This window comes from Pseudomonas sp. NY15435 (assembly GCF_048068295.1).
Taxonomy (GTDB): domain Bacteria; phylum Pseudomonadota; class Gammaproteobacteria; order Pseudomonadales; family Pseudomonadaceae; genus Pseudomonas.
The window spans coordinates 155,555-168,968 of the sequence record NZ_JBLUQA010000007.1; the positions used below are offsets into that span (position 1 = coordinate 155,555).

At 61.6% G+C, this 13,414-nt stretch carries 10 protein-coding genes; 6 read left to right on the top strand and 4 right to left on the bottom strand.

Annotation, left to right across the window (positions count from 1 at the left end; translation table 11 throughout):
- The first annotated feature begins 6 nt into the window (after positions 1-6).
- The 4 genes from ACNFH5_RS18370 (at position 7) to ACNFH5_RS18385 (ending at position 3,377) form a co-directional block, all read left to right on the top strand.
- Positions 7-387: a phage holin family protein gene (locus ACNFH5_RS18370; RefSeq protein ID WP_089285716.1), complete on the top strand. Its 381-nt coding sequence runs from the start codon at positions 7-9 to the stop codon at positions 385-387.
- The gene (locus ACNFH5_RS18375; RefSeq protein WP_416748348.1) at positions 384-728 is read left to right on the top strand and encodes a hypothetical protein; all 345 of its coding nucleotides are present in this window, start codon (positions 384-386) and stop codon (positions 726-728) included. The genes ACNFH5_RS18370 and ACNFH5_RS18375 overlap by 4 nt, the downstream gene beginning before the upstream one ends.
- Before the next feature lie 81 nt (positions 729-809).
- Positions 810-1,976, top strand: a complete 1,167-nt coding sequence (locus ACNFH5_RS18380; RefSeq protein ID WP_416748350.1) for an EAL domain-containing protein — start codon at positions 810-812, stop codon at positions 1,974-1,976.
- Positions 1,977-2,045: 69 nt separating this feature from the next.
- Entirely contained in the window at positions 2,046-3,377 is a 1,332-nt protein-coding gene (locus ACNFH5_RS18385; protein WP_416748352.1) for a deoxyguanosinetriphosphate triphosphohydrolase, read from the top strand.
- Between the two features lie 14 nt (positions 3,378-3,391).
- Here the strand turns inward: ACNFH5_RS18385 and ACNFH5_RS18390 are convergent, their stop codons facing one another.
- Together ACNFH5_RS18390 and ACNFH5_RS18395 are read right to left on the bottom strand one after the other, a co-directional pair.
- Positions 3,392-6,949 carry a transporter substrate-binding domain-containing protein gene (locus ACNFH5_RS18390; protein WP_416748354.1) on the bottom strand — a complete coding sequence of 1,186 codons (3,558 nt, stop codon included), beginning with the start codon at positions 6,947-6,949 and terminating at the stop codon, positions 3,392-3,394.
- A 92-nt stretch (positions 6,950-7,041) separates the two neighbouring features.
- The gene (locus ACNFH5_RS18395; RefSeq protein ID WP_236170933.1) at positions 7,042-7,668 is read right to left on the bottom strand and encodes a response regulator transcription factor; all 627 of its coding nucleotides are present in this window, start codon (positions 7,666-7,668) and stop codon (positions 7,042-7,044) included.
- Positions 7,669-8,502: 834 nt separating this feature from the next.
- On the opposite strand from ACNFH5_RS18395, the gene ACNFH5_RS18400 reads away from it, so the two are divergent.
- On the top strand, positions 8,503-8,919 hold the full coding sequence (locus tag ACNFH5_RS18400; protein ID WP_416748356.1) for a response regulator: 417 nt from the start codon (positions 8,503-8,505) through the stop codon (positions 8,917-8,919).
- Here the strand turns inward: ACNFH5_RS18400 and ACNFH5_RS18405 are convergent.
- Positions 8,900-9,247, bottom strand: a complete 348-nt coding sequence (locus ACNFH5_RS18405; protein WP_416748358.1) for a YggL family protein — start codon at positions 9,245-9,247, stop codon at positions 8,900-8,902. The genes ACNFH5_RS18400 and ACNFH5_RS18405 overlap by 20 nt on opposite strands.
- Positions 9,248-9,502: 255 nt before the next feature.
- Between ACNFH5_RS18405 and dacB the strand changes: the two genes are divergently transcribed.
- Entirely contained in the window at positions 9,503-10,939 is a 1,437-nt protein-coding gene (dacB, locus tag ACNFH5_RS18410; protein ID WP_416748360.1) for a D-alanyl-D-alanine carboxypeptidase/D-alanyl-D-alanine-endopeptidase, read from the top strand.
- Positions 10,940-10,979: 40 nt separating this feature from the next.
- Here dacB and ACNFH5_RS18415 read toward each other — a convergent pair whose 3' ends face one another.
- Positions 10,980-13,391, bottom strand: coding sequence for a diguanylate cyclase (locus ACNFH5_RS18415; RefSeq protein ID WP_416748362.1), 2,412 nt, complete (start codon positions 13,389-13,391; stop codon positions 10,980-10,982).
- Positions 13,392-13,414: the final 23 nt, after the last annotated feature.

Here is a 13,414-nt window from a genome sequence, read left to right on the forward strand (position 1 = left end):
GACGGAATGGACGCCGGGCCGAAGTCCTCGGCCAACTCTCCTTCCCTGCGGCGCTTCGGCGCCGCAGCCCTCGGGCTGCTGCACGGCCACGTCGAACTGTTGGGCATCGAGCTGCAGGAGCAGAAGACTCGGACCGTACAGATGCTCCTGATGGCTGGACTCGCATTGGTCTTCGCCTTGCTCCTGCTGGTTGCGCTGTCGGTGCTGGTGTTGATTGTCTTCTGGGACAGCTACCGTCTGCAGGCCGCCATCGGCCTGTGCCTCTTCTATGTCGGCGGCAGCCTGTTGTGCGCCTGGCGGCTGCACTTGTTGGTCACCGACGAAGGCTCGCCCTTCAGTGCCACCCTCGATGAACTGGCCCGCGACCGGGAGCGCCTGTTGCCATGAGCGAAATGCCGGATGCCCGCAACCTGAGCCGGGCCGAACTGCGCAAGGCCATCGTCCGCCTGCGCCTGGAGATGCAGCGCCAGCAGATTCGCCAGGAAGGTGAATTGCTGCTGCAACCCCTGAAACAGGCTCGCCATGTCGGCCAGAGCCTACGCGGCGGACTGGGCGGCAATCTCCCGCTGTGGGGCGCTGGCGGCGCCGCAGCCCTGGCACTGCTGTTCGGTCGCAAGCGCCGCTGGGCACGCCTGCTGCGCCTGGGCATTGCCCTGGTCCCGATCGTCCTGCAGATGCGCAACAAGCCCGAGCATCAGGACCCACCCGCCCCCTCTACGCACCTCTGACGTCTAGACTGGCCACATTCTTGCAATGTGACAGGAATCCGCGCCACTGCGCTTCCTGTCACGCCACTAAGGATGTGTCCCTTGATCGACGGGCAACCCATCGCCTGCTTCCAGCCCTTCATAGACACCGCGACCGGCCTGATCGCCGGTGTCGAAGCACTGGGACGGCTGCGCCAGGATAACGGCGACCTGCAATCGGTCGGCCCGCTGTTCTTCAACCCGCGAGTCGGCCTGGCCGAACTGCGCCGCCTTGACCGGCAGATCCGCGATGCCGCCCTCGCCCGCATTCACGAAGCGCCCAAAGACTGGTTCCTCAGCCTGAACATCTCGCCACGCTGGATCAGCCGCCTGCGCCCGAACCAGCCACTGCCCAGCCTCAAGCAACTGCAACAGCAAGGCGTACCGCCGGAGCGCGTAGTCTTCGAAATCACCGAACTGGGCGGCGCCCACCAGCGCCTGCCGGAGGTAGTGGCGCGTTATCGGGATGCCGGTGCGCGCATCGCCATCGATGACTTCGGTGCCGGCTACTCGCAGTTGGACCGCGTTCTGGCGCTGCAACCGGACATCCTCAAGCTGGACATGCGCCTGTTCCAGGAGGCTGCCCGCGGCGGCCCCAGCGGCGAAGTGGTGAAGGCCCTGGCGCAGATGGCCGAGAAGACCGGTTGCTGGATTATCGCCGAGGGCGTGGAAACCGAAGAGGAAATGGACTTCGCCCTGGAGTGCGGTGCGCGCTATGTGCAGGGTTTCCTGTTCGCCAAACCGGCGCTGGAATTCCCGCCCAGCGACGCCTTCCGTGATGCCTTTGCCCAGCGCCGCGACCACTACGTGAATCGCAAGCTGCAGGAGCGCGCCAACCTCATCCAGTTGCGGCAACAACTCTCCGAGCTGATGAACATGCTGCGCCCCTGGGCCGAAGGCGGCGCCATGCTCAGCAGCCTGCCGCCGGCGCCGGAATCCTTCAGCCGCCTGCTGCGCATCTACCAGTGCGACCGTCACGGCACCCAGACTTCGCCGAACCTGGAATGGAACGGCCTGTTCTGGAAGGAGAACCGTCGCTACCTTGGCCATAACTGGTCCTGGCGCCCGTACTTCTACCAGTTGCTCGCCGAAGGCTGGGAGGAACGCCGCCTCACCCTGTCCAACACCTACCGCGACGCTACTACCAACCAGTACTGCATGACGGCCGGCCAGTTCATCGACCAGGGGCGACGCCTTCTGCTCATCGACATCGATGCCGAAGGCCTCTAGCGCCGCGATTGAGATTACCGGTGCGAACAGCTAGCGTTGCCGGTAACTCTCTTGATCGCGGAAAGAAGAATGGATTGGCACACCCTGCTCCCCCGGGAGCGCCTCGGCAAACCGGTGCACAGCAGCGCCGAACTCGGCCGCAGCGCCTTCCACAAGGACCACGACCGCATCATCTTCTCCGGTGCCTTCCGCCGCCTGGGGCGCAAGACCCAGGTGCACCCGGTATCGAGCAACGACCACATCCACACCCGTCTGACCCACTCCCTGGAAGTGGCCTGCGTCGGCCGCTCGCTGGGCATGCGCGTCGGCGAAATCCTCCGCGACCGCCTTCCGGAATGGTGCGACCCGGGAGACATGGGCGTCATAGTGCAGTCCGCATGCCTCGCCCACGATATCGGCAACCCGCCCTTCGGCCATTCCGGCGAGGATGCCATCCGCCACTGGTTCCAGCAGGCCGCCGGGCGCGGCTGGCTGGATGGCATGAGCGATGAGGAAAGCTCCGACTTCCTGAACTTCGAAGGCAACGCCCAGGGCTTCCGCGTCCTTACCCAGCTCGAATACCACCAGTTTGACGGTGGAACTCGCCTGACTTATGCCACCCTCGGCACCTACCTGAAGTACCCCTGGACGGCGCGCCACGCCGACTCCCTCGGCTACAAGAAGCACAAGTTCGGTTGCTATCGCAGCGAACTTCCGCTGCTGGAGCAAATCACCCACAAGCTCGGTATGCCGCAATTGGAGGACGAACGCTGGGCGCGTCACCCGCTGGTCTACCTGATGGAAGCAGCCGACGATATCTGCTATGGCCTGATCGACCTTGAAGACGGTCTGGAAATGGAGTTGCTCGATTACGCGGAAGTCGAGTCACTGCTGCTCGACCTCGTGGGAGATGACCTACCGGAAACCTACCGCCAGCTTGGCCCGAAGGACTCACGCCGGCGCAAGCTCGCCATCCTGCGCGGCAAGGCCATCGAGCACCTGACCAACGCCGCCGCACGAGCTTTCGTCGAACAGGAACCGGCTCTGCTCGCCGGCACCCTGCAAGGCGATCTGGTGGAGCACATGCATGGCCCCGCCAAGCGCTGCGTGCAGCGGGCCAAGGGCATGGCGCGGGAGAAGATATTCCAGGACAAGCGCAAGACCCTGCACGAGATCGGCGCCTATACGACCCTGGAGATTCTGCTGAACTCTTTCTGCGGCGCCGCCTTGGAGCAATACGGGCAGAACACGCTGTCGTTCAAGAACCAGCGCATTCTGGACCTGCTGGGTAATAACGCACCGGACCCGGACTGGACGCTCTATCGCGCCTTTCTGCGGGTCATCGACTTCATCGCCGGGATGACCGACAGCTACGCCACCGAGATGGCCCGCGAAATGACCGGCCGCTCCAGCCCCAGCTGAAGCAGCCGCGCAGGCTAGGCGGCCAGTTCCTGCAGCTGTTGCAACAGGCTGTCCTGCAGGACAGCCATGGCCTGCTCCACAGCCAGCGCTCGGGCGCGCAACTCCTTGCTGCCGAGCCCGTCCTTGCAACCGCCTTCCAGTTTGCAGCAAAGATCCTGAAGAACGTCAGCGTTGACCAGACGCGCCGCCCCTTTCATGCGGTGGGCAAGGTCCGCCAGTTGCTTCCAGTCGCCAGCCTCCCACAGGGGGCGGACCTGATCGATATCGATCCGATTGCTGCTGTACAGTTCCTCCAGCAAACGCCTGATCAAGCCCGGATTTCCACCAGTCATCTCGCGCAGAGCCTTGAGGTCGAAACCGGCGCTCTGACCCTCGCCTTCTGCTTCAGACTCAACGGGTGTGGTGATCTTTGGCACGGTTTCCAGTCTCATGCGCAGGTTATCCAGGCCGATGGGTTTGAACAGGCAATCATCCATGCCCGCCCGCCGGCAGTTATCCACTTCATCGGGCTGAGCATTGGCCGTGAATCCGTAGATAACGCAAGACTGAGCCGCCATCTCTTGCTCGAGTTCGCGAATCCGCCGAGCCAAGTCATAGCCGTTAAGCACCGGCATATTGCAGTCGGTGATGACCAGGTCGAAATCACCCGGATGCCACTGCTGCAATGCCTGGGAACCATCTGCAGCAACCTCGACCTGGTGTCCCAGGTGTTCCAGCTGCTGCGACAGCAGCAGGCGGTTTGCCGCATGGTCATCGACCACTAGCACTCGCAATGCATGGGCAGAAGCCGGGATATCCGGTGCCGAAGCTGACTCATCCTCGGGGACGCTTTCGAGCGTCTGGAGCAGCAGCCGGACAATGACCGTTGTCCCCTCGCCAGCGCGGCTCTCCATGCGAACCGTGCCTCCCATCATTTCCGCCAGTTTTCTGCAGATCGTCAGCCCCAATCCGGTGCCGCCGCGGCTTGCGAGGCTGCTTCGGGCCACTTGGCTGAAGGGTTCGAACAACTGGCGCTGATCCTCTTCGGAAACCCCGATGCCACTGTCCTTCACGCTGACTTCAAGAGCCAGTCGGTCGCCAGCGACACGCTCACCAAACACGTGGATACGTACCAGCCCAACATCGGTGAACTTGATGGCATTGCTCACCAGGTTCGACAGGATCTGCTTGAACCGCAACGGATCGATCAGTACATCGCAGGCAGCGTCCGCCTCGATTTCCAGTCTGAGCTCCAGCGCCTTCTGCCTAGCCAGCCCATCGAACACTCGAGCCACGGACTCCACCAACTCACGCAGGTGCGCGCGCTCAGGCATCAATGTCAGGCGTCCGGATTCAATCTTGGCCACATCCAGGATGTCGCCGATCAGGGTCAGCAGAGACCGCGCGGAGTCATAAGCCACTTCCACCGGTTCGCGATCCCAATGCCCCTGCCCTGCCCGGGTCAGGGCCAGCTCAAGCATTCCAATCACCGCATTCATGGGGGTGCGGATCTCATGGCTCATGGTCGCAAGGAATGTACTCTTGGCGCGGTTCGCCTCCTCGGCCTGCTCCTTGGCAGCTTCCAACTGATGGTGCAGCCGTTCGCGCTCGGTCACGTCGATCCAGCCGGTGACCACACCGGAAACTTCACCGCCAGGCCCATGATAGGGCGTCGCCCAGTAATGAATTTCGCGGACATCGCCATGGATCTGAAGAATCAGATCCGACTCCGCCTTGCCATCCTGGTCCATGGCCTGCTGATGAATTCGCTGCAGAGCTTGCGTGTCCTGGGGCAACAGCCATAAGTAATCGCTCACGCGCGTCCCGGATGCTGTGTCACGAGCCATCCCGGTATCCCTGAGGAAGCCAACGTTGCAGGTGATCAGGCGCCCCTCTCGATCACGCACGGCCACCGGTTGCGGAATACCGTCGATCAGCGCTCGCTTGAATTCGAGGCGGTAATTGAGCTCCTTTTCGGAGTCCTGACGGCGCCGCACCTTGAGCCACAACCGCCAGATCCACAGCAGAGCGATGAGCAACAAGGCTGCGGCGACGCCAGCGAGTCGGACGAACTGTGTACGGTAACCCTGCCAGACGCTATCCGGCCTCTCCACGCTGGCAGACCAGCGCATGACGATGTTGCTCATGTCCTCGGGAGAAATGGCCAGGATGGCCTTGTTCAGAATGCTCAGCAGTTCGGGATCCGTTTGCGACACGGCGAGCGAGACCTGCCCAGGCTCCTGATCGAGTGCCAGCGCAACCTTGAGGTCGGGGTAATAACGGGAGATCAGATAGTTGGCGGACGACAATAGATGAATCCCCGCATCCACCCTGCCTTCGCTGATCATCGGCAGATCATCGACGTTACTTTCCACCTCGACGATATGCACCTGCGGGTAGTGCGTGCGCATGAACTCCGCCACGACCGAACCGCGCGGCACCGCCACCGAACGCCCATTGAGATCAGCAAGCGAATGCAGCCAGTCGGTATGGCTGGATACCACCACGACGAAGGACGTGCTCATGTACGGACGCGTGAAGCCGAGGAACTCCTCTCGCTCCACAGTGGGCGCCAATGCCCCGATGACGTCGGCCTTGCCGGCGCGCACCCGGTCCATCATCGAGGAAACACTGGGCGCGGGCCGTACATCGAAATCGAGTCCGGTGCGGGCCTGGATAAGATCGAGCAAGTCGGCCGTAATGCCACGGAATTGCCCCTGTGCGTCGAAGAACGACACCGGCGCCAAGGCCTGATCAATCAGCACGACAGGCCGCGGATGACGATCGAGCCATCGCTGCTCCTGAGGCGTCAGGATCAATCGCTGGCTGCCAATGGAGAAGGCACCGCCAGGGTTCCAGCGACGCTGGATCGCGTTTTCGGTCTGCTGGGGAATGGCGTCCAGGGTGCGATCGATGATGCTCAGCAACGCATGATCGGATGCGTTGAGGGCAAAACTGAAACCTTCGCCATCGAAGCTCGCGAAGTTGAGCAGTTTGAGGTTGGCCAGGTACCCCTGGCTGATGAGGTACTGCGCACTGAAGGCATCGCCGACGTACAGGTCCGCCTGACCGAAGGCGACGGCTTCGAGTGCCCTGCGTATCGACTGATAAGGCTGCAGTGAAGCACCACTGAAGTACTTCTCACGCTCCTGCGCAGAAAAGTAGTCACTGACCACCGCGATGCGCTTGCCTGCCAGTTGCTCCGGACTTTCCAGTCGGACGCTTTCCGGCCCGATCACCACCGGCTGGTTGACGAAGTAAGGGCGCGAAAGCACGACCCCAGGCTCAGCCAACTCGTAACTCGTTGCGCGGCTCAGCAGGTCGATATCACCATGAGCCAGTGCCCTCACAGCGGTATCGCGATCGGCGAAGCGCCTTACTTCCACTCTGACGTTGAGGGTATCGCCGATGATTCCAATGAAGTCGGCAGTGATGCCCTCCAGATCCGTTCTGCTCGCAGTGATGTCGAAGGGCGCGTAATCCGGCGCTGTGACCCCCAGCCGCAGCGTGCGATGTTCCCTCAGCCACTGCCAATCGGCATCGTTGAGTTGCACCTTGACCGGCTCGTCCGCCGAACGAGCCAGTAGGTTCATCGAGGTCCAGTCAAGCGGCTCCGCCATCCCCCATCGGCAACAGATAAGTAGTAACACACCAATGAGACAGCGAAAGCGGCCCATCACACACCTCAAACCAAGGCGTTTCGCTTGGCGAACTCGATAAGATCGACCAGCGAATGAGCATTGAGCTTCAGCAGAAGACGGGTCTTGTAAGTACTGACCGTCTTGTTGCTGATGAACATCTGCTCGGAGATTTCCTTGTTCGAATACCCGTTGGCGAGATACTGGAGAACGGCCATCTCACGGTCCGACAGGCGCTGGATGAGTTCCTGGTCATCCATCTGGCCGTTGTTGCGGCGGGTCTGCCGAACGGCGGTACTGGGGAAATAGTTGTAACCGGCAACCACGGCGTTGACCGCGCTGATCAGCTCCGCAAGGCCACCCTGCTTGCAGACGAACCCCGAAGCACCGGCCTGCATGCAGCGCATGGCGAACAGCGAAGCGCTCTGACCGGTCAGCACCAGTACCTTGAGCGGCAGTTCGAAGGCAGAGATGCGGCTGATCACCTCCAGGCCATCGAGCCTGGGGATGCCGATATCCAGAACGACCAAGTCAGGAATCAGGTCCTTGACAAGCGAAAGTGCATCCACGCCGTTGTCGGTCTCACCAACGATGACGTGGCCTTCCTTTTCCAACAGCACCCGCATCGCCATGCGTATGACTGGGTGATCATCGACAATTAGAACCTTGCTCATCAGCTTCCTTCCTCAGACCCGTCGAAATGGATTTCCTTCGTCATCGGTAAGATATATGTCGAGCCTATTCTGTCGAGATTGCCCACCCTCAATATTCATCATTAGAGGATTTTCCTACGCAACAACTAAATAATTCCTACAAACAAACCTAAGCACCTGGACTTTCACAGACACTGAGCACGAAGATTCCGACGTCAAACGGTAGGCAAGCTTACTTAGATTCCTGAAAAAACCAGGGGGCATCTCTGTACGCCCTGCCTTTTCATTACAGAAAACACTTTCCGGACCCGCCACTCAATCAAATTCTCATCACTCAAATTGCAGATAAACGACTCCTTCAGAGCATCCCGATTTTTTAAAAGAAAGGCTCTAGGACAATCATTACGCCTGCACGGCCGCGTGCCGCATCCTGCCCGGAGCGGCAAAAAATCAGCGTCAAGCACTCGAAAAGCTGGCTTCATCACATTCGCCAATAGCCAGCCCTCAAAAAGCACGCCAGCTATTCCAGCTGACCGAAAAGTCAACTAGAGAGTACCAAGGAGTTTTAATGCGCCCATCAACCAGCCGATAAAAACATCCAAAAAGACAAATCAACGCAAACCAGAAAGCGCAAGTTAAAAAACACCCACTTTCAAATTAAACAGGCAGACTCAATTAACAATATGACCCCAACTCATTAGCAATGAACATCCGAACCCATGCACAACTATCCAATTCACCTGAACATAATTGAACTCAGCGAAAGCAGAAGCCCAATTTCGGAAATGTGCGCAACACACGACTTAGTCAATTGGTAACACCGAACGCAGCCCGCTACTTCCTGGAGCCACTTCCGTGCAGAACAACAAACTCAGCATTCTGGTTGTCGAGGATCATCCCTTCCAACTCTTTGCCGTACAGATGCACTTGAACCGACTGGGCTTTTTCAGACTGACTCCCGCAATGGATGCCACCGAAGCACGAGACGCGTGTGCCCGGCGCAATGAGCCTTTCGACCTGCTGCTTTGCGACATCAATCTTCCGGACACTAATGGTATTGAACTGGCCGGCGAACTGGCCGGCGCAGGCAGTGTTCGCCAGACAATCCTGCTCAGTAGCCGCGACGAAGAAGAACTACGAGCCCTGCAGCAGACGCTCAGAGCGCGTGGCACGCCCAATCTGGCTTGCCTGTCGAAGCCACTCGATCAAAGGGCGCTGATGCGCGCCCTGGAGTCGGACGAGAATATCCTGCTCAGCGGACGGGCGGATTGACCGGTTGGTCCGGGTACCACGCGTCGACTAGCGGGCTGACGGTAAACCCCGCCAATTCAGGCTGCTGCTTCAGCCACCCCTCGATCAGCTCGCGCTGCTGCGAAGTGACTGAGCCGCGCCGGGCCAGGCAGATGAACCCGTATTCGTCGCACCCGCTGTAGACCAGATCATTGGGTTCTACGGCGTCAGCAGCGAAACGCCCCATGAAGGCACCGACAGAATCCTCGCCCTGCCCTTCGTTGTACTTGAAGCTCAGCTCGAATCCGAGCTCCTGGAACTCATCGACACACAACTTCTTGCGTAAACGGCGGGAACGATGGGGAGCCATCTGAATCTCTCCTTCACTGGGGGCTTTCGCCACTGGATGAACTTGTGTGTACTAACCAATCCGAACTTGCGCCAGCCAGGTCCCGCAGCGCTTCGCCGAGACGACTGGCACTCGAACGCCTGCGCATACTGGAACGGCTTGCGGCATAATGTGCCGCAGCTCCCGACACAACAGGGAGTATTTCATCTGTAGTGTTGCGCTTCATCTTTTCATTTTTTCAAGTCAATGCCCGACCACTGGGATGTCATCTTTTCTATGTTCAAGTCTCTGCGCGTCCTCGCTCTCGCTACTTTGTTGCCTTTTGCCTTGCCGGCCGTTGCCCAGATCAACACCACCCTGCCCGAGCGCGTCCAGAAAGCGCTGAGGGCCAGCAAGCTCACCGATGACGCCCTATCGCTGGTGATGATTCCCCTGGAAGGCCCCGGCAACGCCACTTACTTCAACTCCGATGTCTCGGTGAACCCGGCGTCGACCATGAAGCTGTTCACCACCTACGCCGCTCTGGAAATGCTCGGCCCGACCTATCAGTGGCAGACCGAGTTCTACACTGACGGCCAGCTCAAGGACGGCACCCTCAACGGCAACCTCTACCTCAAGGGTGGCGGCGATCCGAAGCTGAATCTGGAGAAGCTCTGGCTGATGATGCGCGACCTGCGCGCCAACGGCGTGCGCACGGTCACCGGCGACCTGGTGCTGGACCGCAGCTACTTCAACATTCCGCAGTTGCCAGTGTTCAACGACGACGGAGGCGACGACAACAAGCCCTTCCTGGTCGGCCCCGACTCACTGATGGTCAACTTGAAGAGCGTGCGCCTGGTGATTCGCACCGAAGGCAGCAAGGCCACCGTACTGATGGACCCGCCGCTGGCGAACGTACGCATCGACAACCAGATCCAGGTGAGCAAGCCCGCCGCCTGCCCGGCCTGGCCGAAGCTGCGCTTCAATCCGGTGACTCAGTTCGACGGCACCTCGCTGGTCGCCACCGGGCAGATTCCCCAGGGCTGCAGCGCACAGACGTACATGTCGCTGCTTGAGCATCCGGCCTACACCGCCGGCGCCGTGCGCGGCATCTGGCAGGAACTGGGTGGCAGCATCCTCGGCAAGGACCGCGAAGGCACCGTGCCGAAAAGCGCAACCCTGGTAGCCCGCGCCATGTCCCCGGATGTCGTGGAGATCATCCGCGACATCAACAAGTACAGTAACAACACCATGGCCCGCCAACTGTTCCTCTCGGTTGGTCGCCAGTACCGCAACGGCGCCGATGCGGACGACGCCAAGGCCGCCCAGCGGGTGATCCGCCAGTGGCTGGCGCGCAAGGGCATCACCGCGAGCCACCTGGTAATGGAAAATGGTTCGGGCCTGTCCCGCGACGAGCGCGTCAGTGCCCGCGAGATGGCGGCCATGCTGCAGGCCGCGTGGCACAGCCCGTACGCCGCGGAGTACATCTCCTCGCTGCCGATCGTGGCAAAGGATGGCACCATGCGCAAACGCCTGCGCGGCACACCCATGGCCGGCGAAGCGCACGTGAAGACCGGCACCCTGAACACCGTGCGCGCCCTTGCCGGCTTCAGCCGCGATGCCAATGGCCGCACCTGGGTGGTGGTGGCGATCCTCAACAGCAACCGGCCGTGGGGCGCCTCCTCGATCCTCGACCAGGTGTTGCTGGACCTCTACAGCAGCACCAAGGGCTGATCCCCACACGAACCCCGGCCAAGTGGCCGGGGTTTTCATTTCAGGCCTCCACTCGCTCCAGACGATCCAGGCCCAAGCGCTTGGCGCGATACACCGCGCGGTCTACCTTGCGCATCAGGTCGTCCGCACTCTCGCCAGGACACCAGGACGCCACCCCGAAGCTCGCCGTGACCACGCCGACGCCTTCCATCGGCTGGCCGCGCAGGGCCTGCCACAACGCCTCAGCCAATTGCCAGGCCTGCTCCGTGGTACTCCCCGGGCAAAGCACCACCAATTCCTCCCCGCCAATGCGGCAGAACACGTCCACCTTGCGCAGGCGCTGCGCAATGCGCTGGCACAAGGTGACCAGCACGATATCGCCCGCCTCGTGGCCGAAGCGGTCGTTGATGTCCTTGAAGTGATCAATGTCGAACATCACCAGCGACAGCGCTTCACCGCTACGCGAGCAGCGCGCCATGGCCTGGTCCAGCTGCTCCTTGAAATAGCGGCGGTTGTGGATGCCGGTGAGTGCATCGGTGACCGACAGGCGCCGCAGCTCCAGCTCCGCCTCCTTGCGTCGGGTGATATCGGTGGCGATCCCCAGATAGCCCGTGGTGTTGCCGGCCGAATCGCGGACGCCGGTAATGATCAGGTTGATCTTCAACTGCCGCCCATCGCGCCGAATGCAAGTCCATTCATGCTCCTCGTGGCCCTCGCCAACCAGCGCGCCGACCACTTCGAAGCCGCGTATTTCCCGGCCCAGGATGCTGGACAGGTCCTGTCCGCGCCGGCGGATTTCATCCTTGAGGAAGACGTTCTCCGGCACCGGGCGCCCGATCACCTCCTGGGCGCTGTAACCGAACATGCGCTCGGCACCCACATTGAAGCTGCGCACGAACCCGCGCAGATCGGTGGACACGATGGCAACCTGGGTCGCCGCATCGAGCAGGCCATGCAGCCGGCTGTTCACCTCGCCCAGTTCCAGTTCGGCAGCCTTGCGCGAGCTGATGTCGGTCTGGGTGCCGATCATGCGTCTTGGCGAGCCATCGCTGTCGCGTTCGACTACCTGCCCGCGATCGAGCACCCAGAGCCAGCGTCCACTCTTGCAACGCAGCCGGTGCTCGCTCTGGTACAGCGACGATTCGCCGCGAAGATGCCGGCGCAGCGCGTCGCAGCGTGCGTCTTTGTCCTCCGGATGGACCCGGCTCAGGCTCTCTTCGGTCGTCGCCCCGACCTCGCTATCGCGGTAGCCGAGCATGGCCTTCCAGGCATGGGAGTAGAAGACATTTCCGGTATCCAGGCTCCAGTCCCAGACGCCATGGCCGGCACTGTCCATGGCGAAGTGCAGGCGCGCCTGGTTCTCCTGCAGCTCCAGCTGGTTGGCGCGCAACTCGGCAGTGCGCTCGCCCACCAGTTGCAGGGCGCGCTGGCGCTGACCGAGGAGCGCCAGCACATAGCCGGCCAGCAACACGGAGGTCAGCCCACCGGCGAACACCACCCATAGCTGCGGGTGTCCCTGATTGCGCCGCAGGAAGTCACTGGAAGGCTCGACACGTACCAGGTAGTCGCGACCGGCGAATGGCAGATGGAGCTCCGAGACCAAGCCCGCCGTCTGGTCCGCCGTCACCGGGCTGCGGTAGAGAGGCACGTCCGGACGGGGGTCGCTGGCATCGCGCAGGGTCAAGGCCAATTGCTCGCCATGCCCTTCCGATCCCTGCTCGATGAGCAGTCGATAACTGATCGCCGCCAGCAGGATGCCCTGGATGCCGACGCGCGTTTCCGCCGTCGGGCTGGGAGTCGCGCTATTCCGGTAGAGCGGAGCGGCCAGCAACAAGCCGGTGGAGTCCGCAGGCGGTGCGCCGGGCAGGACGACAGGCATCGAGGCGGCAACGGAACGAGACTTCATCACGCGCTGGGTCAGCTCCCGGCCCGGCAAAGTGGAGTTGAGGTCCAGGCCAAGGGGCATCTCCTCCAGGTACTCGGAGGCGCCATAGAGGACGGGGAAATAGCGCTCGCGGACCTGCGCCGGGATCGGCCTCCCCTGCAGGTCGAGCTCGAACAGCATGTAATCGAGCATGCCGGCATCATGGGCGCTGGCTTCGAATGACTCGCGCTGGCGCTGCTCCACGCGCGGCAGCCAGGCATAGCCCAGGGTATCGCCCAGCAGGGGGCTGACGAAGTGTTCGAACTCCTCGCGGGACACCTTCTCGGAGTTCTCGAAGAAGCGCTGAATCGACTCCAGCTCGCTCAGTTGCGTCGATAGCCGCTCGCGGACTCGATCTATCCGCTCATTTGCGGTGAGGACGAACTGCTGTTCCAGCGCCATGCGGGCATTGCGCCACACATTCCAGCCCAGCAGCGCCGTCAGCAGCAGGCCGGCCACCAGCACCACGCCGGCGGCGCGCAGAGCCTTCTTCTGGCTGGCGACTCCCTGAGCGGCGGGCAACTGCTCGTAGGCCGGCAACTGAGTCATGTGGATTCTCGTTCCCAGGGGTA